The organism is Micromonospora sp. NPDC023633 (assembly GCF_040640035.1).
Lineage (GTDB): Bacteria > Actinomycetota > Actinomycetes > Mycobacteriales > Micromonosporaceae > Micromonospora.
In genome coordinates this window covers 21,486-43,284 of record NZ_JBFABB010000047.1, presented here as the reverse complement: position 1 = coordinate 43,284, position 21,799 = coordinate 21,486, and the positions used below count along the sequence as shown (strand labels likewise).

Genomic DNA, 21,799 nt, shown 5'->3' with positions numbered 1-21,799 from the left:
GGCGGCCGTCAGTAGACCAGGGCCTGGGCCCCCTCGGCCATCGCCTCCTCGACGAAGACCGCGGCGCCGGCGATGCGGACGCCTGGCAGCACGTCGTCCGGGCCGATCTCCCGCCGGGCGGCGCACTGGGTGCAGGCGGTCACCGTGCCGGTGGTGAGGATCACGTGCAGCAGTTCGGCCAGCGGGGCCGAGTGCGGCAGCTCGAACTCCTGCGCCCGGCCGGGCAGCGCGAACCAGGTGGACTCCCCGGTCAGCCAGAGCGACACGTGCACCCCGGCGGCGGCCGCGGTGGCGGCGACGGTGAAGGCCTGGGCGCACCGCTCCGGGGCGTCCGCGCCGGCGGTGGCCTTGACGACGAGAGAGCGGTCCATGGGGCCCAGCATAGGATGGTCGCGATGGTTACCGAGATCGGGTTCGTCAGCCTGCTGGTCGCCGGCCTGGGCGCGCTCGCCGGTGGCCTGGTCTACCTGGCCGTACGCATATCGAGAGGACGCTGGTGAGCGCGAGGAGTGAGCCGGGTCTGCGAGCCCCGCAGTCGCGAACGAAGGTGGCTTGGTGAGCTGTCGTGGCCGCCAGCGGGGAGAGGCGGAGTGAACCGGTGAGCGACGAGAACCCCCTGCAGCCGCCGCCGTGGCTGAACGCGCCGCCGGTCGACCCGTACCCGTACGAGGAGAGCCACGACCTGCGCGTCGGCCCGAAGCTGCACCCCACGCTGGACGGCCTGCTGCCGTACGTGGGGGTGTGGCGCGGCCGGGGGCGGGGCGGCTTCCCCACCATCGAGGACTTCGACTTCGCGCAGGAGATCCGGATCAGCCACGACGGCCGGCCGTTCCTGTTCTACGAGTCGCGCGCCTGGCTCCTCGACGAGCAGAGCCGCCCGGTCCGCCCGGCGGGTCGCGAGGTCGGCTGGTGGCGGCCGGTGATGGACGGCGACCGGGCCACCGACGAGCTGGAAGCGCTGATGACCGTGCCCACCGGGGTGATGGAGCTGCACATCGGCAAGCGCAAGGGCACCCAGATCGAGTTCGTCACCGACGCGGTGGTCCGCACGTCGACCGCCAAGGAGGTCACCGCCGGTCACCGCCTCTTCGGCATCGTCGAGGGCGCCCTGCTCTACGCCCAGGAGATGGCGGCCCTCGGCCACCCGCTCTCCCCGCACCTCTCCGCGCGCCTCACCCGGGTGGCCGGCTGAGGCTCCCTCCCGGGGTCAGGGGAGAGGGAAGGCCAGGAGCGCCTGGAGGGCGGGCGAGCGCGCGCAGCGCCGCAGCGGGACGCCGTCCAGGGCCCGGATCTCCGCGAGGCCGCGGACGGACGAGCTGAGCCAGACGCCGTCGGCGGTACGCAGCCCGGCCGGGGTGACCAGGCGCTCCTCGGCGCGCAGGCCCAGCTCGTGGGCGTGCGCGAGGAGCCAGGCGGCGGTCACCCCGGGCAGGATGCCGGTCTCGGCGGCGGGCACCGTGCAGAGGGTGTCACCGGTCAGCCACACCAGGTTGGCCGTGGGCCCCTCCAGCGCGTACCCGTCGGAGGAGACCCAGAGCGCGTCGTCCACGCCGGCACGGGCGGCCCAGCGGCGGGCGGCGGTGCTCACCGCGTACGAGGTGGACTTGATCCCGGCCGGCAGCCAGTCGAGCCCGGCGCGGGTCCGCGCCGCGACGCCGAGCGGCAGGGTGGCCACGGTGACACCGTCCCGGCGGGCCGCCCGGGTGGCCGCCGGCACCTCGGCCAGCGTGGCGTAGGCGGTGGGCGGGCCGCCGCCCTCCGGGCCCCGGGTGCAGACCAGCCGCAGCGCCCCCTCCACCCCGGCGGGCCAGCCGGCGCGGACGGCGTCCAGCAGCTCGACCAGCACCTCGGCGGCGGGCAGCGCCAGGTCGACGGCCGCCGCCGCCCGGGCCAGCCGGGCCAGGTGCGCGTCGCGCAGCCACGGCCGCCCGTCGCGCAGGTGCATCGTCTCGAAGAGCCCGTCGCCGTGCAGCACGCCCCGGTCGTCGCCGCGCAGCACCGGTTCCCCGGGCGGCACCAGCCCGCGCCCCGGTACGGCGATCCTCGACGCCACCACGACCGCCGAGCCTAGCGGCGGACGGGTCGACACCGGCGGCGGGCGCGGCGGAGCGAACTATGATCGGACGGTGTCCGAATCCTCCCTTGCGGAAATGCTCCGCGCCCGTGGGCTACGGCTGACGGCGCAACGGCAGTTGATCCTCCAGGCTGTGCTGGACCTGGGGCACGCCACCCCGGAGCAGGTGCACACAGCCGTCCGGGAGGTCGCCGCAGGGGTCAACATCACCACCATCTACCGCACGCTGGAGCTGCTGGAACGGCTCGGCCTGGTCACCCACACCCACCTCTCGCACGGCTCGCCGACCTATCACGCGGCCGGCGAGGACCAGCACGTCCACCTTGTCTGCCGGGACTGCGGCGCGATCGACGAGATCGATCCGGAGCTGCTGCGCCCGTTGGCCGACGAGTTGGCGAGCCAGCGCGGGTTCCGGGTGGACATCGGCCACGTCTCGTTCTTCGGTGTCTGCGTCCGCTGCGAGAACGGGGACCGGAAATGATCGACATCGCGAGCGCGGTGAGCGTCGAGAGCATCGACGAGGCCAGCCGGGACCAGCCCGAGCCGGCGCACGCGGCGGCCGGCGTGCGGGGTGTGGCGGCGCACTACGGCGACCCGATGCGCGAGCAGCGCACCCTCGACACGGCGGTCGGCCTGGTCGACCGGTCGCACCGGGGGGTCGTCGCGGTGCCGGGCGAGGAACGGATCGCCTGGCTGCACACCCTCACCAGCCAGCACCTGGCGCAGCTCGGCGCGGGCCAGGGCACCGAGCTGCTGGTGCTCTCCCCGCACGGGCACGTCGAGCAGCACGCCATGGTCGCCGAGGACGGCATCACCACCTGGCTCGACACCGAGCCGGGCGCCACCGCGGGGCTGCTGTCGTACCTGGAGCGGATGCGGTTCTTCAGCAAGGTCGAGCCGCGCGACGTGACCGCCGAGCGTGCGCTGCTCTCCCTGGTCGGGCCGGAGGCCCCCGCCGCGGTGGAGACGCTCGGCGTGACGGGGCTGGCCGCGCCCGACGTGGTCGCGGTGCCGGGTCCGAAGTTCCGCTCCGGCGAGCAGCCGCCCCGGCCGACCGCGCTGTACGACGTGCGCCCGCTGCCCGTGGGCGGCTGGGCCCGTCGGGGCCCGCTGGGCGTGGACCTGCTGGTGCCCCGGGCCGCGATGGAGCAGGTGGTCACCCAGCTGCGGGGCAACGGGGTGCCGGTCGCCGGGCTGTGGGCGTACGAGGCGGTGCGGGTGGCCGCCCGGCGGGCCCGGGTCGGGGTGGACACCGACCACCGGACCATCCCGGCCGAGGTGGACCTGGTCGCCCCGGCCGTCCACCTGGACAAGGGCTGCTACCGGGGCCAGGAGACCGTCGCCCGGGTGCACAACATGGGCCGCCCGCCGCGTCGGCTCGTACTCCTGCACCTGGACGGGGTGACCACCGACCAGCCGCCGGTCGCCGGCACGCCGGTGACCCTCGACGGCCGGGCGGTCGGCTTCGTCGGCACGGCCGTGCACCACCACGAGCTGGGTCAGGTCGCCCTGGCCGTGGTCAAGCGCAACGTCGCCGACGACGCCCGCCTCATGGTGGGGGAGACCGCCGCCGCGATCGATCCGGCCTGACCGTCCGCCAGCGAAAGAATCTCTGCTTCGCGGCCCCGAGGCCGGAAAAGTTCCGGTCGACTGGCTCGCTGACCTCGGTCTAGGATCCGGGCATGACGACAGGGACGTTGATCACGGTTGCCCCCACCGGCGCGGAGTCGGCCAAGGCCGAGGTGCCGGCCCTGCCGGTGACGCTCGACGAGCTGCTGCTCACCGCCAAGGAGTGCGAGGCGCTCGGCGCCGCCGTGATCCACGTCCACATCCGCGACGACGAGGCGAAGCCCACCCTGGACCAGGGGCGGCTGCGGGAGACCGTGGTGGCGCTGCGGGAGAGCACCGACCTGATCGTGCAGCTCTCCTCGGGCGGTGCGGTGACCGACCCGGAGGCCGACCGGCTCGCGGTGCTCGACGCCGGGCCGGACATGGCCTCCTGCACCATGGGCACGCTCAACTTCGGGGACGACGTCTTCCTCAACCGCTGGGAGTTCATCGTCGACCTGCACACCCGGATGCAGGAGCGCGGCATCGTGCCCGAGTACGAGATCTTCGACCTCGGCCACCTGACCGCCCTGCAACGGCTGCTCGGCAAGTACGGCCTGCCGGCCGGCGGGCACGTGCACGTCGACTTCGTGATGGGCGTGCCGGGCGGCATGCCGGGCACCACCCCGGCGCTGGTCGCCGCCCACCAGGCGCTGCGTGACCTGCCCGAGGGCACCACCTTCTCGGCCACCGGTATCGGCCGCAGCACCATCCCGGTCATGCTGGCCTCGCTCTCGGCCGGCGGGCACCTGCGGGTCGGCATGGAGGACACGGTCACCTACGCCAAGGGGCGTCCGGTGGAGTCCAACATGCAGCTCGTCGCCCGCGCGGTCGGCTTCGCCCAGCTCGCCCAGCGGCCGCCGCTGACCACCGCCGAGGCGCGCGCGCTGCTCGGCGTGCCGGCCCTCGGACGGTAAGCGGCGGCCGGGGCGGCGCTGCTGTACACGGGATCGTCGACGGCCTGCTCACCCGCCCGCCGGGCGCGGCCGGTGGTGCCGGTACCGTCCACCCTGTGGGAAAGACGTACGAGGGCGGCGCGCCGCTCGCCGAGGTGGTCCGGTCGGGGTTCGTCGAGGGCGTGCACCGGGGTTCGGTGGTGGTGCTCGACGCCGCCGGCGCGACGGTGGCCGGCGCCGGGGACGTGACCTCCCCGGTCTTCCCGCGCTCGTCCAACAAGCCGATGCAGGCGGTCGGGATGCTCCGTGCCGGGCTGGCGCTGGCCGACCCCGCCGACGTCGCGCTGGTCTCGGCCAGCCACGCCGGAGAGGACTTCCACCTGGCCCGGGTCGGCGCGCTGCTGGCCCGCGCCGGGCTGGACGAGTCGGCCCTGCACTGCCCGCCGGACCTGCCCGTGGGCGACGAGGCGCGGGCGGCCGTGCTGCGGGCCGGCGGCGGCCCCACCCGGACGCAGATGAACTGCTCCGGCAAGCACAGCGGGATGCTGCTGACCTGCCTGGCCGCCGGCTGGCCGCTCGACGGCTACTGGCGTCCGGAGCACCCGTTGCAGCAGCGGCTGCGGGACGCGGTGGAGGAGTTCACCGGCGAGCCGGCCGCGGCGGTCGGGGTGGACGGCTGCGGCGCCCCGGTGCTCGCGGTGTCGCTGACCGGGCTGGCCGGGGCGTACCTCCGGCTGGTCTCGGCGGAGCTGGGCTCCGTGCCGCGGACGGTGGCCGACGCGATGCGCGCGCACCCGGAGATCGTCGGTGGCACCCGGGCCGAGGACACCCGCCTCATGCGCGGCGTCCCCGGGCTGCTCGCCAAGGTGGGCGCCGAGGGGGTCCTCGCCGTGGCGGTGCCCGGGGTGGGGGCGGTCGCCCTCAAGATCGACGACGGCGCGGGCCGCGCCCGGATGCCGGTGCTGGTCTCCGCCCTGCGCCGGCTCGGGGTGGCGGCCCCGGTGCTGGCCGAGTACGCCGAGCTGCCGCTCTTCGGCGGGGGCCTGCCGGTCGGCGCCGTCCGCTCCCTCTGGTAGCCGCCCCGCCCGGCCGCCCGACGCCCGAGGATCCGGTGGTGTCCGGTCGGCCGGGCGTCGGGCGGCGGGACGTCAGGGGAGGAAGTCGAGCAGGGCGGCGTTGACCGGGGCGGGCCGCTCCAGCGGCAGCAGGTGGCCGGCGTCCGGCACGTCGGGCAGGCGGATCGCGTGGGGCGCCTCGGCCGCGATCCGGTCGGCGAGCCGGCTGATGTCGGGCACGTCCGCGCCGCCGGCACCGACCAGGACGGGCATCCGCAGCTCGCCGAGGCGTCCGATCGCCGGCGGGTCGAGTTCGGCGACGTCGACCGCGCTGAGCGCCAACTCGGCGGCAAGCGCCCGCTGGTCCAGCTCGCGGGCGAAGGCGAGCAGTTCCGGGTCGACGTCGCCGGGCTCGCGGCCCGGGCCGACCACCCAGAACCGCACCTCACCGGCGGCGCTGGCGGCGAAGTCCTCCGGGTCGACCTCGCCGACCAGGCTGTCCCAGAGGTCGTTCGCCTCCTCCGACCATTCGTGGCCGGAGGCGGCGGTGCCGAGGAGGGCGAGCGCGGTCACCCGCTCCGGGTGGGCCAGCGCGGTGTCGATGGCGACGGCGCCGCCGAACGAGCAGCCGACCAGGGCGGCCCGGGGGATGTCGAGCGCGTCGAGCAGCCCGGCCACGTCGTCGTGGTGGGCGAACGGGGCCGGCGGCAGCTCGGAGTCCCCGTAGCCGCGCAGGTCGAGGGCGATCACCCGGTGCCGGGCGGCCAGCGGGCCGACCTGCTCCCGCCACATCCGGCGGTCCGCGATGCCCGCGTGCAGCAGGACGACGGGCGTGCCGCTGCCGGTGTCGTCGTACGCGAGCAGGGCGCCGTTCACCTTGATCTTGGTCACTGCGGAAAGGTACGCACAGGCGACGCGGGATGCAACCACCCGGCGGAGATGCGAAGCGCCCTCCCGGCGGCGGCCTCGCCGGGCCTCGAAGTGGCGGTGCGCGATCCGCGGCGCCGCCGGGCGGTGTTTGTCGGACCAGGTGCGGGGTGCGCGGTCCAGCCCTCAGGCGGCCCGCGACCGGCTGATGAGGCTGCGGCTGAGGTCTCCTGCTCGCCGTCCAGACCGGTGCCGCCGGGCCACGCGTGACGGGCTCGGACGCACGAACTCCTGATCCCGGGGTGGACGCGGATGAGACTTCGCTAACTCTGGTTAGCACTTTGCTTGCAGGAGCTAGCGGGGCGCGTTAGCGTACGGGTCATGGCCACTGGTAAGGACCTTCCCGACGTCGGCGGGTTCATCCGCGATCTGCGCCGCAACGCGAAGATCTCGCTCCGGCAGCTCGCCGAGCAGGCGGGGGTCAGCAACCCGTACCTCAGTCAGATCGAGCGCGGCCTGCGCAAGCCGAGCGCGGAGGTGCTCCAGCAGCTCGCCAGCGCGCTGCGGGTCTCCACCCCGGCGATGTACCTGCGGGCCGGGCTGCTCGACGACAAGGAGGGCCAGGGCGTGCTCGCGGCCATCTCCGTCGACCCCGACCTGACGATGGCGCAGAAGCAGTCGCTCACCCAGATCTACGAGACGTTCCGCCGGGAGAACGCGCGGCTCGCCGAGGCGACCGCGACGGCCACCGGCGCGACGCCCGCCGCCGGCTCCGACGTCACCCCCGGCGTGGGTACGCCGGATCCCGTCGCGGCGGCGCCCGACCTGGCCAACCTCGCCGCCACGGGCCCCACCACGCCGGAGGGCACCCCGACCGAGGCCGTTCTGGAGTCGGTCGCCGTCACCGAGGCCGGCTCCGCCCCCGCTCCGACCGACACCCCCGAGAAGAAGGCCGCCCGCGACGCGGTCCGGAAGGCCGCCGACGCGGCCGAAGAGGAGAAGTGATGTCCCAGCCGAAGACCAGCCGCATCCCGGCCCCGATCTACGCCGCCGCCGGCGCTGGCGAGCTCGCCCTTCAGCAGCTGCGCAAGCTCCCCGCCGTGGTGACCGACCTCGGCACCAAGGTCGTCGCCGACCTGGGTGGCAAGGCCGTCGTCACCGGCGTCGAGCTGCGCCAGAAGGCCAACGACACGCTGCGCACGGCGAACCTGACCGCCGGCAGCCTGCGCGAGAAGGCCGTCCCGACCGAGCTGGACCTGAAGCGCCTCCGCGAGGCCGCCGACCTGAACAAGCTGCGCGAGGCCGCCGACCTGGACAAGCTGCGCGAGGTGGCGGACCTGGACCGGCTCCGTGCGATGGCGACCCGCAACGCCGCCGTGGTGGTCGCCGGCGCCCAGGCCGCACAGGAGCGGGCGCAGGCCGCGTACGTCGCCCTGGTCGCCCGGGGTGAGCGGGTCGTCGGGGCCGGCGTGCTGGAGGCCGCCGAGACCGTGAACGCCGACATCGAGGCGACCGAGGCCGAGACCGAGCCGGCCGAGGCCGTCGCGAAGCCGGCCAGCGTGCCGACCCCGGCCGTGACCGGCGAGGTGCCGACCCCGGCCGTGACCGGCGAGGTGCCGACCCCGGCCGACGTGGCCGAGGTGCTGGAGGCCAAGCCGGCCGCCGCGAAGAAGGCGACGCGGGCCACCCGGGCCGCCAAGCCGGCTGCCACCCCGTCGGCGAAGCTGCCCCGGGCCACCAAGCGGACCCGCCCGGCCGCCGAGTAGTTCGTTCCGCCGTGACCCCGGATGCGTCCTGTCGGACGTATCCGGGGTCACCGGCATAAGCTTGCCGACATGGCCTACGCCGCGCCGCTCTTCGCCTTCGATGTTCGCTACGTGATCGAGCTGATCCTGCTCGTCTTCGCGTTGATCGTGCAGGGCATCGCCCTGGTGCACGCCATCACCCAGCGTTCCGACGCCTTCTCCGCCATCGGCACCCTGCCCAAGGGCGGCTGGATCGCCATCCTCGCCGTCTGCCTGGCGCTGACCCTGCTCGGCTTCGGCCCGATCAGTCTCTTCGGGCTCGTCGGCATCGCCGCCGGCCTGATCTACCTGCTCGACGTGCGGGTGGGGCTGCGCGACCTGAGCGACGGCAAAGGGTTCTGGTGAGAAGTTTTCGCTGGCCGCCGCCGCCGGACGGCGGGCCCCGCACCTGGGGTCCCGGCCCGGGCGCCCCGCGTACCGGCCGACCGGCCCTGCCGGAGCCGGACACCGAACTGGTCGCCACGCCGCACGGCGTATGCCTGGAGCAGCTCGTCACCGGCACGGGTGACCCGGTCACGGTCTTCGCCCACGGGCTGGGCAACGGCATCGCCACCACGCGCCCGTTCGGCAGCGGGGTGACGGGCCGCAAGCTGTTCTTCCAGTTCCGCGGGCACGGCCGCTCCGACGCGCCGCCCGGCCCCTGGAGCTATCTCGACCTCGCCCGCGACCTGCGCGCGGTCGCCGACCTCGGCGGCGCCACCCGGGCCTTCGGCGCCAGCCTCGGCGCCGGCGCGCTCTGCCGGCTGCTCGCCGAGAGCCCGGAACGCTTCGAGCGGCTGGTCATCTTCCTGCCCGCAGCGCTCGACCGGCCGCGCGGCGAGGCCGCCCGGGCCTGGCTGACCGCGCTGTTCGAGGCCGTGGAGAGCGGCGACGCCTCCGCCGTGGCCGACGTGGTCCAGGCCGAGCTGCCGCCGGCCGTACGCAACACCCCGGCTGGCTGGGCCTACCTGCGCCAGCGCCTCGACCAGCTCCTGCGCGACGGGCTCGCCCCCGGGCTGGCGGGCCTGCCCGAGCAGGCGCCGCTGCACGACGCCGCTTCGCTGGCCGCGGTCACCGCGCCGGCCCTGGTGATCGGTTGCGCTGGCGACGACCTGCACCCGGCCGAGGTCGCCGAGCAGCTCGCGGCCGCGCTGCCCCGGGCCACCCTGCACGTGTACGACCGGCCCGGCGTCCTCTGGACGGAACGCGCCGACCTGCGAAGCCGGATATCCGCCTTCCTCAACGGGTGACGCGCCGGGCGGCGGGCCCGCCGGACCGTCGGCGCCGGGTGGACCCCCGCCGCCGTCCGCCATCCCGACGGCCGCGGCTCAGCGGGTGGCCGACCGCGGCGGCAGGTGGGCGGCGCGCACGTCGAGCAGCCAGCGTTCCACGGTCGGTTCGTCGGGGCGCTGCGGCAGCGGGGTACGGACGCGGTCGAAGTCCCGTTCCGCCTCGGCGATCAGCGCCCGTGCCTCGTCCAACGCGCCGTCGGCCACCCGCTCGCCGAAGCCGCGGAACCACTCCGGGTCGGCGAGCCGGATCTCCAGCACGCCGGTGGCGTAGAGCAGCCGGCCCTGGTGCACCAGCCGGGCCAGGTGCCGGGCGTGCTTGGCCGTGCGCCGCCGGGTGTCGGCGGAGAACGTGCCGTCGCCCCGGGACTCCAGCTTGCGGAACTGCTGGCCGGCGTAGCCCAGGTAGGCGTCGCGGACGCGGGGCGCGCTGAGGAACGCCGAGCGGATGGCGACCAGGCGGTCGCCGAACTCCGTCCGGGTCTCGTAGCAGTCCTCCGGCAACCAGGCCAGCTCGGTGGCGGTCGGGTTGCCGCTCAACGCCAGGCGGCACCACTTCGCCGCCTCGTGCAGGGTGATGTCGGGGTCGGTGGTCACCACCGACTCGCGGGGCGGGCGCAGGCCGTGGAACGCGACGGTGGGCGCGGCGAAGACGCCGATCCGGTCGACGTCGGAGCCCGGCCCGGCCAGCCCATACGCGACCGAGCCGACGATCCCGGAGAGCAGCAGGTGCATGCCGGCGAGCATGACGGACGACACGGCTTCGCGAAACCGGACTTCGGCTGTCAGGTTTCGCTGACAGGCTCGCCGCATGACGAAACCGCTGACAGGGAAGATCGCGCTCGTCGCCGGGGCGACACGGGGTGCCGGCCGGCAGATCGCGGTCCAGCTCGGCGCCGCCGGCGCCACGGTCTACGCCACCGGCCGCAGCAGCCGGGCCGGCCGCTCGGAGATGGACCGCCCGGAGACCATCGAGGAGACCGCCGAGCTGGTCACCGCCGCCGGCGGCACCGGCATCGCGGCACGGGTCGACCACCTCGTTCCCGAGCAGGTCCGCGACCTGGTCGCCCGGATCGACGCCGAGCAGGGCCGCCTCGACGTGCTGGTCAACGACATCTGGGGCGGCGACCCCCTGACCACCTGGGAGAAGCCGGTCTGGGAGCAGCCGCTTGAGGCCGGCTTCCGCAGCCTGCGCCTGGCGATCGACACGCACATCGTCACCAGCCACTTCGCGCTGCCGTTGCTGATCCGCCGACCCGGCGGTCTGGTGGTGGAGATCGGCGACGGCACGCGGGAGCACAACGACGCCAACTACCGCCTCTCGGTCTTCTACGACCTGGCCAAGGTCTCCGTGAACCGGCTCGCCTTCTGCTGGGCGCACGAGCTGAAGCCGCACGGCTGCACCGCCGTCGCGCTCACCCCGGGCTGGCTGCGGTCCGAGGCGATGCTGGAGCACTACGGCGTCACCGAGGAGAACTGGCGCGACGGCGCGGCCAAGGAACCGCACTTCGTCATGTCGGAGACGCCGGCCTTCGTGGGGCGCGCGGTGGCCGCCCTGGCCGCCGACCCGGACCGGGCCCGCTGGAACGGCGAGTCGCTCGACAGCGGCGGGCTGGCCCAGGTGTACGGCTTCACGGACCTGGACGGCACCCGGCCGCACTGGGCGCGCTACAACACGGAGGTGGTGGAGCCAGGCCTGCCGGCCGACGACACCGGCTACCGCTGACCCGACCCGGGGCCCGGCGCGGGCGCGGGCTGGGGCTGCGGCTCGCGCTCGCGCTCGCGCCCGGGCTGCGGCCCGGCGTAGCGGCGGGCCATCCGCTCGGCCGCCTCGGCCAGCCGTGCCCGCAGCTCCGGCGGGTCGAGCACCTCCACCTCCGGGCCCAGCCCGAGCAACTGGTGGTACGCGACGTCGACGGACTCGACGGGCAGCCGGGTCAAAAACCAGCCCTGCCCGTCGGGGCCGTCGGCGGCGGCGACCGCCTCGTCGTACGCGAAGGGGGCGTCCGCCAGGTGCCGGAGCTGGCGCAGGCCGGCGGGGCTGAGCCGGACGGTGGCCCGCTCCCGCAGCACGCCCCGGTGGAACGCCTCGGCCTGCTCCCGCCAGTGCCCGGCCAGGTCGAAGTCCTCGTCCCGGTCGAAGGTCTCCGGGCCCAGCTGGACGCCCGTGACCCGGTCCACCCGGTAGGTGCGCACGTTGTCGCCGACCCGGCCCACCAGGTACCAGACGCCGTTCTTGAGCACCAGCCCGTACGGCCGCACGGTGCGCGTCACCTCGCGGTCGCCGCGCCGGTAGCGCAGCTCGACCACCCGGTCGCGCCAGACCGCGCCGGCCAGTTCGGTCAGCCACGGCGGCGGCCCCACCTCCCGGAACCAGCCCGGCACGTCCAGGTGGAACCGCTGTCCGGTGCGGGCCGGGGCGTCCCGGAGCGTGGGCGGCAGCGCGGCCAGCACCTTCAGCTCGGCCGAGGCCACCGCGTCGGCGAGCCCCATGTCGCCCGCCGGTCCGGGCAGCCCGGCCAGGAAGAGCGCCTCCGCCTCGTCCCGGGTCAGCCCGGTCAGCCGGGTCCGGTAGCCGCCGAGCAGCCGGTAGCCGCCGGCGCGACCCCGGTCGGCGTAGACCGGCACCCCGGCGGCGGAGAGCGCCAGCACGTCCCGGTAGACGGTCCGCTCGGAGACCTCCAGCTCCCGCGCCAGCTCCGCCGCGGTCATCGTCTCCCGCGCCTGGAGCAGCAGAACCAACGAGATCAACCGGGCCGCCCGCACCCGTCCATCCTGCCCGGCGCCCGCTCGCCGGCGCAGGCCGGCCGTGCCCACTAGGCTCTGCGGTCGTGAACGCACCCCGCATCGCCGCGCCCGTGACCGGCGCCGCCGGCCGGTTCTTCACCGGCGTGGGCCTGCTCCTGCGCGGCCTCGGTCTCTACGTCCGCAGCCCCGGGCTGATGCTGCTCGGCGTCATTCCGGCGTTGATCTCGGGCGCGATCTTCGTGACCGCGTTCGCCACCCTGGCGTACTTCGTCGAGGACCTGGCCGCGCTGGTCACCCCGTTCGCCGACGACTGGTCGACCACCTCGCGCAGCCTCGTCCGGGTGGTCGCCGGGCTGGCCTTCCTCGGCCTCGGGGGCCTGCTCGCGGTGGTCAGCTTCACCGCCGTCACCCTGGTCATCGGCGACCCGTTCTACGAGAAGATCTCGGAACGGGTCGAGGAGCGCCTCGGCGGTACGCCCGGCGCGGTCGACGTGCCGTTCTGGTCGTCGCTGCGGCGCAGCGTCGCCGACTCGCTGCGGCTGGTGGGCCTGTCGATCCTCTTCGGCATCCCGCTCTTCGCCGCCGGCTTCATCCCGGTGGTCGGTCAGACCGTGGTACCGGTGATCGGGGCGGCGGTCGGCGGCTGGCTGCTCGCCGTGGAGCTGGTGGGGGCCCCCTTCTACCGGCGCGGGATGCGGCTGCCGGACCGGCGGGCACACCTCAAGGCGGACCGGCCGACCACGCTCGGCTTCGGGGTGGCGGTCTTCGTCTGCTTCCTGATCCCGCTCGGCGCGGTGCTCGTCATGCCGGCCGCCGTCGCCGGGGCGACCCTGCTGGCCCGCCGGTCGCTCGGCCAGTCCACGGTGGAGGGCTGACGTGGAGATCACCCTGGTCGAGGGGGACATTACGACCCAGCGGGTGGACGTCATCGTCAACGCCGCCAACTCGTCGCTGCTCGGCGGCGGGGGAGTGGACGGCGCCATCCACCGGCGGGGCGGTCCGGCCATCCTCGACGAGTGCCGGGCGCTGCGCGCCTCCCGGTACGGCCGCGGCCTGCCGACCGGTCAGGCGGTGGCGACCACCGCGGGGAACCTGCCGGCGCGCTGGGTGGTGCACACGGTCGGGCCGGTCTGGTCGGCCGCCGAGGACCGCTCGGCGCTGCTGCGCGACTGCTACGCGAACAGCCTGCGGATCGCCGACGAGCTGAGCGCGGCCACCGTGGCTTTCCCGCTGGTCTCGGCCGGCGTCTACGGCTGGCCGGTCGAGGATGCCGTCCGGCAGGCCCTGTCGGTGCTCCGGTCGGCCACCCCGGCGCACGTCACCGAGGCCCGGCTGGTGCTCTTCGGCGCCGACACCCGGGCGGTCGCGCAACGGGTGTACGACGCCGGCTGACGCCGCGCCGCCGCGTGGTCCGCCGACCGGGACCGTCGTCAGGACAGCTCGCGCAGGCAGGACCAGCTCGATCCGACCGGGCGGTAGCCGAGCCGGACGTTGACCGCCAGCATCGGCGCGTTCGCCTCGTCGTTCGAGGTGTAGGCGACGCGTACGCCGTTGGCGGCGGCGCGGTGCAGCGCCGCCGCCTTGACCAGGCGCGCGAGCCCACGCCCCCGGTGCGCCGGCACCGTGCCGGTGTAGTCCGACCACATCCGGTCGCCGTCCCGCTTGACGAGGCTGAAGGCCACCACCTCGCCGCCGGCCTCCGCCGCAGTGCTGGCCGCGCGGTCCAGGCCCAGGTTGTCCCAGACCTCGTAGCGCCAGCTCTCGTAGCTGATCGAGTCGCCGGGCACGTCCTCCGGCTCGTCGGCCGCCGCCGCCACCTCGGCGAGGTAGACCCGACGTGGGTCGACGTCGGTCAGCGGAAGCAGCCGTACGCCCGGCGGCGGCTCCGGCATCGGCGGGGCCGGCCGCAGGTCGAGGGCCGAGTAGCGCAGCTCCCGGCTCGGCGTGAACCCGTGCCGGCGGGCGAACGGCAGCGACTCCGGCAGCGCCCAGGTGCGCACCCGGCGCGCCCCGATCTCGCGCAGGTGCCCCAGCGCGGCGGCCAGCAGCGCGGTGCCGGCGCCCCGGCCCCGGTGCTCCGGGTGGACGTGCAGCGTGGAGATCTCGCCGACGTCGGGCTCCGAGGTCCGGTCGTTGCGGTACGCCGACACCCAGCCGACCACGGTGTCGTCGACCTCGGCGACGTACGCGGTCCAGTCCTCCCCGGGCGGGGGCTGGGCGATCATCTGCCGGGTCGACTCGACGCCGCGTACCAGGTAGGGGTGCACGATCGCGCGCATCGCCACCACGGCGGGCGCGTCGTCGGGGCGGGCGGTCCGGATCCGCACGTCAGTCCTCCTCGCGTACGGCGGCGACGGCCTCGACCTCGACGAGTTGGTCGTCGTAGCCGAGCACGGCCACCCCGAGCAGGGTGCTGGGCGGCTCGTGGTCGCCGAACGCGTCCCGGACCACCTCCCACACCGCCACGAGGTCGGCCTGGCGGGACGACGCCACGTACACGGTGGTCTTGACGACGTCGGTGAGTCGGGCCCCGGCCGCCGCGAGGGCGGTCTCCAGGTTGGCCATCACCTGCCGGGCCTGGCCCACCGGGTCGCCGGGCGCGACGGTCCGTCCCTCGGCGTCGAGCGGGCAGGCGCCGGCGGTGTGGATGAGCCGGGCCGGCGGCTCGACCGTGGCCGCGTACGCGTACTCGGCGACGTCGGAGAGGGCGGGTACGCGGACCAGCTGGGTTGGTGGGGTCACGGCGGCGACGCTACCGCCGGGCCCCGGGCGACTCGACCGGATATTCGCCGACCGGTCAGGCCGACTCGCGGATCACCAGTTCGGTGGGGAGCACCACGGCCGGCTCGATCGCCTCGCCGGCGGCCAGCCGCAGCAGCAGCCGGGTCATCTGCCGGCCCAGCTGCACGATGGGCTGGCGGACGGTGGTCAGCGGCGGCTCGGTGTAGGCCGCCGTCTCGATGTCGTCGAAGCCGATCACCGCCACGTCGTCCGGCACCCGTCGCCCCGCCTCGCGCAGCGCCCGCAGGGCGGCGTGCGCCATCAGGTCGGAGGCGGCGAAGACCGCGTCCAGGTCGGGGTGCTCGGCGAGGAGCTGCCGCATCGCCGTCGCCCCGGACTCGCGGGTGAAGTCGCCGGTCGCCACCAGCTCCGGCAGGCCGGCCTCGGCGACCGTGTTCCGGTAGCCGGCGAGCCGCTCGATGCCGGCCACCATGTCCTGCGGGCCGGCGATGGTGGCGATCCGGCGGCGACCGGTGGCCACCAGGTGCCGCACCGCCGTGGTCACCCCGCCGACGTGGTCGACGTCGACGTAGGGCACGTCGGCGCCGTCGAGCGGGCGACCGCTGCACACGACCGGGATGCCCAGCCGGGCGAGCCGGCCGGGCAGCGGGTCCTCGCCGTGCAGCGAGGCGAAGAGGACCCCGTCGACGTGCCGCCCGGTCGTGTAGCGCTCGACCCGGTCGTGCCCGGCGGGCGAGCCGGCCAGCATCAGCACGAGCTGCTTGTCGGCCGCCTCCAGCTCCTGCGCCGCGCCCCGGATGATCCCGGGGAAGACCTGGTCGTCGGAGAAGACGCGGGTGGCGGCCTCCGGAAGCACGAGGGCGATCGAGTCGGTCCGCTGGGTGACCAGGCTGCGGGCGGCCAGGTTCGGCACGTACCCCAGCTCGGCAACCGCCCGGCGGACCGCCTCCTGGATCGGCTCGGCGACCGTCTTGGAGCCGTTCACCACCCGCGACACGGTTGCCCGCGAGACACCCGCCCGCCGGGCCACCGCCTCCAGTGTCGGCCGCTGCGCCGTCGTCATCCCCGTTACCACCCTCGTCACAGCCCGTTCCGGGAGATCACCTCCTGGTACCACCGGGCGCTGGACTTCGGTGTGCGTCGCTGCGTCAGGTAGTCGACGTGGATGATCCCGAACCGTCGACGGTAGCCCTCGGCCCACTCGAAGTTGTCCAACAACGACCATACGAGATAGCCCCGCAGGTCCACTCCCCGGGCGATCGCCTCGTGCGCGGCGCGCAGGTGCCCGTCGAGGTAGGCGATGCGGTCCGCGTCCACCACCTGCCCGGCGCCGTCGGCGTCGGCCTTGTCGGGGAACGCCGCGCCGTTCTCGGTGACCATCAGCGGCACGCCGGGGTAGTCCGTGGCGATCCGTTCCAGCAGCCGGGTCAGCCCGGCCGGCTCGATCATCCAGCCCATGTCCGTCAGCGGCCCGGTCGGCGGGAGGAACTCCACCGCGCCGTCGGTGCCCGGGTAGGCGCCGCCGCCCGCGCCGTCCGGTCGGCCGGCGACGTAGGTGGGGGCGTAGTAGTTGACGCCGAGCAGGTCGATCGGGGCGGCGATCAGCTTCTCGTCGCCGTCCCGGACGAACGTCGGCTCGACGATGCGGGCCACGTGCTCCAGCACGTCGTCGGGGTAGGCCGCCCGCAGCAGGGGGTCGAGGAAGATCCGGTTGTGCAGGCCGTCGACCAGGCGGACCGCCGCCGCGTCGGCCGCGCTTTCCGGGTCGGCCGCGCGCACGTCGGCCGGGTTGACCGTGATCCCGACGGTCTGCGCGCCGGCCGCGCGCAGCGCGCGGGCCGCCAGGCCGTGTGCGAGCAGCAGGTGGTGTACGGCGGCGAAGGCCGCACCCGGGTCCTGCTCGCCGGGGGCGTGCACCCCGTTGCCGTAGCCGAGGTAGGCCGAGCACCACGGCTCGTTGAGGGTGGTCCAGGTGCGGATCCGGTCGCCGAGGCGGGTGTGCACCGCCGTGGCGTACGTGGCGAAGTGCTCCGCGGTCTCCCGGTTGGTCCAGCCGCCCCGGTCCTGGAGGGCCTGCGGCAGGTCCCAGTGGTAGAGCGTGACGATCGGGTCGATGCCCCGGGCCAGCAGCGCGTCGGTCAGCCGGTCGTAGAAGTCCAGGCCGCGCGGGTTGACCGGGCCGGTGCCGTCCGGCTGGATCCGGGGCCAGGCCACCGAGAAGCGGTACGCCCGCAGCCCCAGCTCCGCCATCAGCGCCACGTCGTCGGCGTACCGGTGGTAGTGGTCGCAGGCCACGTCGCCGGTGTGGCCGTGGTGGACCTTGCCCGGCGTACGGCTGAAGGTGTCCCAGATCGACGGGCCGCGACCGTCGTCGGTGGCCGCGCCCTCGATCTGGTACGCGGCGGTGGCCGCACCCCAGACGAAGTTGTCGGGGAATCGCAGAGTGCTCACGCCTTGACCGCACCTTCCATGATGCCGCCGATGATCTGGCGGCCGAACAGGACGAAGACCAGCAACAGCGGGAGGGTGGCGATGGCCGTTCCCGTGAACACCTGGGACATGTCCGTGTAGTACCCGTCGGACAGGGTGCGCAGGGCCAGCTGCACGGTCGGGTTCTCCGGATCGTTGAGGACAGCGTACGGCCAGAGGAAGTCGTTCCAGGTGGTCATGAACGTGAGCAGCCCCAGCACGGCGGCGGCCGGGCGCAGCGCCGGCAGTACGACGTTCCAGTAGATCCGCGCGGTGTTGCACCCGTCGACCCGGGCCGCCTCGATCAGCTCGTTGCTGACCGCCTGGCCCGCGTACTGCCGCATCATGAACACCCCGAAGCCGGTGACCAGGGCCGGCACGATCACCGCCGGCAGCCGGTCGTTCCAGTTCAGCTTCGTCATCAGCAGGTAGAGCGGGATGACGCCGAGCTGGGTGGGCACCATCATCGTCGCGATGATCACCATGAGCAGGGCGTTGCGCCCCCGGAACCGCAACTTGGCGAAGGCGAACCCGGCCAGCGTGGAGAAGAAGACCACCGAGACGGTGACCGTGGTCGCCACGATCGCCGAGTTGACCAGGCCGGCGACGAAGTACGCGTCGGTGTTGCTCAGCAGCCGGGACACGTTCGCGCCGAAGTTGCCGCCGGGGGTGACCGGGGGCGGCAGCTGGCCCATCGCGTCGTTGGAGCGGCTCGCCACCACGAACATCCAGTAGATCGGGAAGATCGACAGGATCCCGGCGGCGATCAGCGCGGCGTAGGTGAGCCGGCTGGCGGCCCAGAGGCGGGTCATCGCGCTCCCTCCTTCGACTTCGCGTCCTCCTTCGGGGGCTTCGCGCCGCCGAGCCGGCGCAGGAGCAGCACGTTGATCGCCGCGACGACCGCGATCAGCGCGAAGAGCAGCCACGCCACGGCCGAGCCGTACCCGAAGTTGTAGTGGGGCGCGAAGGCGTTCTCGAACATGTACATGGTCACGGTCTGCGACTCCCGCAGCGTTCCGCCCCGGATCGGGTTGGTCCCGGAGTGGAACAGCCGGGGCTCGGTGAAGAGCTGGAGCCCGCCGATGGTGGAGATGATGACGGTGAAGATGATCGTCGGCTTGAGCAGCGGCACGGTGATCGACCAGAACTGCCGGGCCCGGCCGGCCCCGTCGATGGCGGCCGACTCGTAGAGGTCGCGCGGGATGGCCTGCATCGCGGCCAGGAAGATCAGCGCGTTGTAGCCGGTCCACCGCCAGTCGACCATGGCGGAGATGGCCACCCAGGACGCGAACCGGTTCGACTTCCACTCGATCGCGTCGATCCCGACCAGGTCGAGCAGCCAGTTGACCATGCCGAACTCGCGGCCGAAGAGCACCCCGAAGACGATCGCGACGGCGGCGGTCGAGGTGATGTTCGGGATCAGCACCGCCATCCGGAACGTGGTCCGGGCCCGCAGTTGCCGGTTGAGCAGGTTGGCCAGCCAGAGCGCGGCCAACAGCTGCGGGACGGTGGAGATGACGAAGATGCCGAGGGTGTTGACGACGGCGTGCCAGAAGTCGGCGTCCGCCAGCAGTTGGCTGTAGTTCTGCAGCCCGACGAACGGGTGGTTGCTGCCGAGCAGGTCCCAGTCGTGCAGGGAGACCCAGAAGGTGTAGATCAGCGGGTACGCCCCGAACACCCCGAAGAGCACGAAGAACGGGGCGATGAACAGGTAGGGCGAGTACTTCGTGTCGAGGCGGCTGAACCGCATCGCCGGTGTACGCCGGCCGGTGCGGGGCGCCGGTGCGACCGGCGGGCGCGCGTCGAGCTGGACTGTCATGCCCGGAGGACTCCTTTCCCGGGTGCGGGCGGGACCGGCGCCCCCGGCGCCCTCCCACCCGCACTCCGGCTCGGGCTACTTGGCGGCGGCCTTCTTCGCGTTGTTGACCGCGTCCGTCCAGCCCTGTTCGGGGTTGCGCTGGCCCAGCTCCACCGTCCGGACGGCGTTCTCGACCTCGGTGCGGACGGCCTGGTTCTTCGGCCCCATGTAGACGGGCTTCAGGGTCTTGGCGCCCTCGCCGAAGATCTGCCCGACGGGGGCGTCGGAGAAGTACGCGTTCTTGGCGTCGACGATCGCCGGGTCGGCCAGCGCCTGCGGCGAGGAGGGCAGCGGGCCCTTGGCCTTGAACGCCCCGATCTGGCCCTTGGCGCTGGTCAGGAACTTGGCCAGCTCGATCGCCTCGGCGCGGTGCTTGCTCTGGGCCGGCACGGCGAGCCACGACCCGCCCCAGTTGCCGCCGTTGCCGGGCACCCGGGCGATGTCCCACTTGCCCTTGGCCTCGGCGCCGGCGTTGCCCTCGATGACGCCGGTCATCCAGGCCGGGCAGGCGATGGTGGCGAACTTGGCCTGCTTGAAGGCCGACACCCACTCCTCGGACCAGGAGCCGTACTTGCCGGAGAGGCCGGAGTCGACGATGTCCATGGTGGTGTCCCAGGCCTGCCGGACGGCCGGGTTGCTATCCACCACCAGGTTGCCGCTGGTGTCGTAGTAGTGGTAGCCCTGCGCGTTGCCGGCCGTCTGGAGCACGATCGTGTTGAAGATGTTGGTCGCGGCGTCCAGGAACGCGGCGCCGGTGTTCTTCGCCTTGAACTGCTCGCCGACCTTGATGTACTCCTGCCAGGTCGGCCAGAGCTTCGAGACCGCCTCGCGGTCGGTGGGCAGGCCGGCCTTGGCGAAGAGGTCCTTGCGGTAGCACATCGCCATGCCGCCGACGTCGGTGCCCAGGCCGATCAGCTTGCCGTCCTGGGTCATCCCGCCCTTCCACTTCCACTCCAGGAAGTTGCCCTGGAGCTCGGCCCCGCCGTGGTCGAGCAGGTTGACGAAGTTGTCGGGGTTGGCCTTGTACTCGACCATCAACCCCTCTTCGATGGCGACGACGTCGCCCGCGCCCTTGCCGGCGGCGAGCCACTGGGTCAGCTTCGGCGAGTAGTCGTCGAGGTTGGTGCCCGTGCCACGCTCGACGATCTTCACGTTCGGGTGGCTGGCCATGTACTCCTTGTAGAGCTCTTCGTAGCCGAACTGGCTGAACACGTCCACGGTCAACGTGATCTTGCCGTCGTCGGCGGGTTCGTCGCCGGCGCAGCCGGCGGTGGCGAAAAGCGCGGTGGCGGCGACGAGGGCCACCGCCGCCAGGCGGCGGCGCGGAAAGACACCCATTTCGGTCGGACCCCTCTCAGGTCGTCTGAGGTGGTGAGGCAGGTGGTGAGGCAGGTGGTGGAGCAGAGCTGAGAGAGCGCTCTCACGTCAGGGTGGTGGTTGCTTCCGCCGGTGTCAAGAGAGCGCTCTCCGATGGTTGCCGAGGGGCCGGACGCGAGGAGAGTGGCCGCCCCGTGCCGGGCGGCCACTCTCCTGGAACGTGCGGTGGGACTGCGCGAAGCCCTCGGGGCCCGGCTCCGCGCGGCGATGGGTCAGCCGACGCGCAGGCCCTCCAGCAGGGCGCGGTCGCCCGCCACGTCCAGCGTGTCGAGGCCGACCCGGCCCCAGAGCGCCAGCAGCAGGTCGCTCGCGGTGCCGCTGACCTGCGCCCGGGCGTGGTGGTCGTCGTGGTCGAAGATGGTGGCGGTGTCGAGCAGGGCCACGCCCTCGCCGCGCAGCCGCAGGAACCACTCCTGGCCGGCGTCGACGGCGGAGAGCTGCACCACCCCGTGCCACTGGCCGGCGGTGCGGCGCCGGCCGGCCGGCAGCCAGGTGTCCAGGATCTCGCTCACCCCGTCGGCGGCGAGCTTCGCCTCGACCGGCTCGCCCGCCGCGATGGCGAGCTGGGCGTCCCAGCGGTGCACCGCGGTCTCGTGCGCCATCCGGCGCGGCCAGAAGCCCGCCTTCTTCGGCTGCGGCGCCCAGTTCCACGCCGGGGCCTCCGGGTCGAGGCCGTCGAAGAGGGTCATCAGCTGGTCGTACGCCTGCTGCCAGAGCTGGAGCGGGGCGACGCCCGGCTCCGGCTCGATCGGCTTCGACCTCCCCGGCGGCGGGGTGGCCGCGCCCGATCCGGCGAACGAGTGCACCCAGCGGTAGATGGAGGTGAGGTGCAGCGTCAGGTCGGCGACCGTCCAGCCGGGACAGGAGAGCACCGGTGTCTCCGGCGGGGCCTCGGCCACGGCTGCGGCGAACGCCGGGCCCTCCGCCCGGAGCGCTCCCAACCAGAAGTCCTTCGTGCCATGCAGTCTGCTCATCGCCAATCCTCCCGGGGGTGACCGGGCCACCAGTGGGCGCCGCGGCTACCCCTCAGCC

General features: G+C 74.0%; 25 protein-coding genes and 1 pseudogene. 13 read left to right on the top strand and 13 right to left on the bottom strand.

The window, feature by feature from the left end:
• Positions 1 to 8: 8 nt before the first annotated feature.
• Positions 9 to 383 (bottom strand): DsrE family protein, encoded by a 375-nt coding sequence (locus tag AB0G13_RS16775; RefSeq protein ID WP_357874966.1) that lies wholly within the window; start codon positions 381 to 383, stop codon positions 9 to 11.
• A gap of 12 nt (positions 384 to 395) precedes the next feature.
• Here AB0G13_RS16775 and mtfM point away from each other — a divergent pair, with 12 nt between their 5' ends.
• Positions 396 to 500 (top strand): small membrane protein MtfM, encoded by a 105-nt coding sequence (gene mtfM / locus AB0G13_RS16770; RefSeq protein ID WP_267897534.1) that lies wholly within the window; start codon positions 396 to 398, stop codon positions 498 to 500.
• A gap of 98 nt (positions 501 to 598) precedes the next feature.
• On the top strand, positions 599 to 1,192 hold the full coding sequence (locus tag AB0G13_RS16765) for an FABP family protein (protein ID WP_357874963.1): 594 nt from the start codon (positions 599 to 601) through the stop codon (positions 1,190 to 1,192).
• A gap of 15 nt (positions 1,193 to 1,207) precedes the next feature.
• Here the strand turns inward: AB0G13_RS16765 and AB0G13_RS16760 are convergent, their stop codons facing one another.
• Positions 1,208 to 2,056, bottom strand: a complete 849-nt coding sequence (locus AB0G13_RS16760; protein WP_357874960.1) for an aminotransferase class IV — start codon at positions 2,054 to 2,056, stop codon at positions 1,208 to 1,210.
• 70 nt (positions 2,057 to 2,126) lie between these two features.
• Here AB0G13_RS16760 and AB0G13_RS16755 point away from each other — a divergent pair, with 70 nt between their 5' ends.
• The 4 genes from AB0G13_RS16755 to AB0G13_RS16740 all read left to right on the top strand — a co-directional run bounded on the left by AB0G13_RS16755 (position 2,127) and on the right by AB0G13_RS16740 (position 5,654).
• Positions 2,127 to 2,555 (top strand): Fur family transcriptional regulator, encoded by a 429-nt coding sequence (locus tag AB0G13_RS16755; RefSeq protein WP_357874957.1) that lies wholly within the window; start codon positions 2,127 to 2,129, stop codon positions 2,553 to 2,555.
• Positions 2,552 to 3,664 carry a folate-binding protein gene (locus AB0G13_RS16750; RefSeq protein WP_357874954.1) on the top strand — a complete coding sequence of 371 codons (1,113 nt, stop codon included), beginning with the start codon at positions 2,552 to 2,554 and terminating at the stop codon, positions 3,662 to 3,664. Before AB0G13_RS16755 ends, AB0G13_RS16750 begins: the two co-directional genes overlap by 4 nt.
• A gap of 92 nt (positions 3,665 to 3,756) precedes the next feature.
• A complete protein-coding gene (locus tag AB0G13_RS16745; protein WP_357874951.1) occupies positions 3,757 to 4,599 on the top strand; it encodes a 3-keto-5-aminohexanoate cleavage protein in 843 nt (280 codons plus the stop codon).
• A gap of 95 nt (positions 4,600 to 4,694) precedes the next feature.
• A complete protein-coding gene (locus AB0G13_RS16740; protein WP_357874948.1) occupies positions 4,695 to 5,654 on the top strand; it encodes an asparaginase in 960 nt (319 codons plus the stop codon).
• Positions 5,655 to 5,726: 72 nt separating this feature from the next.
• Here AB0G13_RS16740 and AB0G13_RS16735 read toward each other — a convergent pair whose 3' ends face one another.
• Positions 5,727 to 6,524, bottom strand: a complete 798-nt coding sequence (locus AB0G13_RS16735) for an alpha/beta hydrolase (RefSeq protein ID WP_357874945.1) — start codon at positions 6,522 to 6,524, stop codon at positions 5,727 to 5,729.
• A gap of 357 nt (positions 6,525 to 6,881) precedes the next feature.
• Between AB0G13_RS16735 and AB0G13_RS16730 the strand changes: the two are divergent.
• From AB0G13_RS16730 to AB0G13_RS16715, 4 genes and pseudogenes are all read left to right on the top strand, one after another.
• Positions 6,882 to 7,376 (top strand): annotated as a pseudogene (locus tag AB0G13_RS16730) (helix-turn-helix transcriptional regulator); the annotation flags it as partial.
• 125 nt (positions 7,377 to 7,501) lie between these two features.
• Positions 7,502 to 8,266, top strand: coding sequence for a hypothetical protein (locus AB0G13_RS16725; RefSeq protein ID WP_357874942.1), 765 nt, complete (start codon positions 7,502 to 7,504; stop codon positions 8,264 to 8,266).
• Between the two features lie 69 nt (positions 8,267 to 8,335).
• Entirely contained in the window at positions 8,336 to 8,650 is a 315-nt protein-coding gene (locus tag AB0G13_RS16720; RefSeq protein ID WP_357874939.1) for a DUF2516 family protein, read from the top strand.
• Positions 8,647 to 9,534, top strand: coding sequence for an alpha/beta hydrolase (locus AB0G13_RS16715; protein ID WP_357874936.1), 888 nt, complete (start codon positions 8,647 to 8,649; stop codon positions 9,532 to 9,534). Before AB0G13_RS16720 ends, AB0G13_RS16715 begins: the two co-directional genes overlap by 4 nt.
• Positions 9,535 to 9,612: 78 nt before the next feature.
• On the opposite strand, the gene AB0G13_RS16710 is transcribed toward AB0G13_RS16715, so the two are convergent.
• Positions 9,613 to 10,308 (bottom strand): nucleotidyltransferase domain-containing protein, encoded by a 696-nt coding sequence (locus AB0G13_RS16710; RefSeq protein ID WP_357874990.1) that lies wholly within the window; start codon positions 10,306 to 10,308, stop codon positions 9,613 to 9,615.
• A 76-nt stretch (positions 10,309 to 10,384) separates the two neighbouring features.
• On the opposite strand from AB0G13_RS16710, the gene AB0G13_RS16705 reads away from it, so the two are divergent.
• Positions 10,385 to 11,299: an SDR family oxidoreductase gene (locus AB0G13_RS16705; RefSeq protein WP_357874933.1), complete on the top strand. Its 915-nt coding sequence runs from the start codon at positions 10,385 to 10,387 to the stop codon at positions 11,297 to 11,299.
• Here AB0G13_RS16705 and AB0G13_RS16700 read toward each other — a convergent pair.
• The gene (locus AB0G13_RS16700) at positions 11,290 to 12,339 is read right to left on the bottom strand and encodes a YafY family protein (RefSeq protein WP_357874930.1); all 1,050 of its coding nucleotides are present in this window, start codon (positions 12,337 to 12,339) and stop codon (positions 11,290 to 11,292) included. The genes AB0G13_RS16705 and AB0G13_RS16700 overlap by 10 nt on opposite strands.
• 65 nt (positions 12,340 to 12,404) lie before the next feature.
• Between AB0G13_RS16700 and AB0G13_RS16695 the strand changes: the two genes are divergently transcribed.
• Together AB0G13_RS16695 and AB0G13_RS16690 are read left to right on the top strand one after the other, a co-directional pair.
• A complete protein-coding gene (locus AB0G13_RS16695) occupies positions 12,405 to 13,196 on the top strand; it encodes an EI24 domain-containing protein (RefSeq protein WP_357874927.1) in 792 nt (263 codons plus the stop codon).
• Between the two features lies 1 nt (position 13,197).
• Entirely contained in the window at positions 13,198 to 13,713 is a 516-nt protein-coding gene (locus AB0G13_RS16690; RefSeq protein ID WP_357874924.1) for an O-acetyl-ADP-ribose deacetylase, read from the top strand.
• A gap of 38 nt (positions 13,714 to 13,751) precedes the next feature.
• Here the strand turns inward: AB0G13_RS16690 and AB0G13_RS16685 are convergent, their stop codons facing one another.
• The 8 genes from AB0G13_RS16685 to AB0G13_RS16650 form a co-directional block, all read right to left on the bottom strand.
• Positions 13,752 to 14,648, bottom strand: coding sequence for a GNAT family N-acetyltransferase (locus tag AB0G13_RS16685; protein WP_357874921.1), 897 nt, complete (start codon positions 14,646 to 14,648; stop codon positions 13,752 to 13,754).
• Position 14,649: 1 nt separating this feature from the next.
• Entirely contained in the window at positions 14,650 to 15,063 is a 414-nt protein-coding gene (locus tag AB0G13_RS16680) for a RidA family protein (protein WP_357874918.1), read from the bottom strand.
• A gap of 55 nt (positions 15,064 to 15,118) precedes the next feature.
• Complete coding sequence (locus AB0G13_RS16675; protein WP_357874915.1) at positions 15,119 to 16,126, bottom strand: LacI family DNA-binding transcriptional regulator; 1,008 nt, start codon at positions 16,124 to 16,126, stop codon at positions 15,119 to 15,121.
• Positions 16,127 to 16,143: 17 nt separating this feature from the next.
• On the bottom strand, positions 16,144 to 17,514 hold the full coding sequence (locus AB0G13_RS16670) for a GH1 family beta-glucosidase (RefSeq protein ID WP_357874912.1): 1,371 nt from the start codon (positions 17,512 to 17,514) through the stop codon (positions 16,144 to 16,146).
• A complete protein-coding gene (locus AB0G13_RS16665; protein ID WP_357874909.1) occupies positions 17,511 to 18,344 on the bottom strand; it encodes a carbohydrate ABC transporter permease in 834 nt (277 codons plus the stop codon). Before AB0G13_RS16665 ends, AB0G13_RS16670 begins: the two co-directional genes overlap by 4 nt.
• Positions 18,341 to 19,351, bottom strand: a complete 1,011-nt coding sequence (locus AB0G13_RS16660) for a sugar ABC transporter permease (protein ID WP_357874906.1) — start codon at positions 19,349 to 19,351, stop codon at positions 18,341 to 18,343. The genes AB0G13_RS16665 and AB0G13_RS16660 overlap by 4 nt, the downstream gene beginning before the upstream one ends.
• A gap of 75 nt (positions 19,352 to 19,426) precedes the next feature.
• The gene (locus AB0G13_RS16655) at positions 19,427 to 20,728 is read right to left on the bottom strand and encodes an extracellular solute-binding protein (RefSeq protein ID WP_357874903.1); all 1,302 of its coding nucleotides are present in this window, start codon (positions 20,726 to 20,728) and stop codon (positions 19,427 to 19,429) included.
• Between the two features lie 251 nt (positions 20,729 to 20,979).
• Complete coding sequence (locus tag AB0G13_RS16650; RefSeq protein ID WP_357874901.1) at positions 20,980 to 21,741, bottom strand: maleylpyruvate isomerase family mycothiol-dependent enzyme; 762 nt, start codon at positions 21,739 to 21,741, stop codon at positions 20,980 to 20,982.
• Between the last annotated feature and the right edge of the window lie 58 nt (positions 21,742 to 21,799).

What these genes read in the sequence shown, in the direction of transcription:
- AB0G13_RS16775 (WP_357874966.1), bottom strand. Translation starts at nt 383, where the DNA reads ATGCTGGGCCCCATGGACCGCTCTCTCGTCGTCAAGGCCACCGCCGGC.
- mtfM (WP_267897534.1), top strand. Translation starts at nt 396, where the DNA reads ATGGTTACCGAGATCGGGTTCGTCAGCCTGCTGGTCGCCGGCCTGGGC.
- AB0G13_RS16750 (WP_357874954.1), top strand. Translation starts at nt 2,552, where the DNA reads ATGATCGACATCGCGAGCGCGGTGAGCGTCGAGAGCATCGACGAGGCC.
- AB0G13_RS16745 (WP_357874951.1), top strand. Translation starts at nt 3,757, where the DNA reads ATGACGACAGGGACGTTGATCACGGTTGCCCCCACCGGCGCGGAGTCG.
- AB0G13_RS16720 (WP_357874939.1), top strand. Translation starts at nt 8,336, where the DNA reads ATGGCCTACGCCGCGCCGCTCTTCGCCTTCGATGTTCGCTACGTGATC.
- AB0G13_RS16710 (WP_357874990.1), bottom strand. Translation starts at nt 10,308, where the DNA reads ATGCACCTGCTGCTCTCCGGGATCGTCGGCTCGGTCGCGTATGGGCTG.
- AB0G13_RS16705 (WP_357874933.1), top strand. Translation starts at nt 10,385, where the DNA reads ATGACGAAACCGCTGACAGGGAAGATCGCGCTCGTCGCCGGGGCGACA.
- AB0G13_RS16675 (WP_357874915.1), bottom strand. Translation starts at nt 16,126, where the DNA reads ATGACGACGGCGCAGCGGCCGACACTGGAGGCGGTGGCCCGGCGGGCG.
- AB0G13_RS16665 (WP_357874909.1), bottom strand. Translation starts at nt 18,344, where the DNA reads ATGACCCGCCTCTGGGCCGCCAGCCGGCTCACCTACGCCGCGCTGATC.
- AB0G13_RS16660 (WP_357874906.1), bottom strand. Translation starts at nt 19,351, where the DNA reads ATGACAGTCCAGCTCGACGCGCGCCCGCCGGTCGCACCGGCGCCCCGC.
- AB0G13_RS16655 (WP_357874903.1), bottom strand. Translation starts at nt 20,728, where the DNA reads ATGGGTGTCTTTCCGCGCCGCCGCCTGGCGGCGGTGGCCCTCGTCGCC.
- AB0G13_RS16650 (WP_357874901.1), bottom strand. Translation starts at nt 21,741, where the DNA reads ATGAGCAGACTGCATGGCACGAAGGACTTCTGGTTGGGAGCGCTCCGG.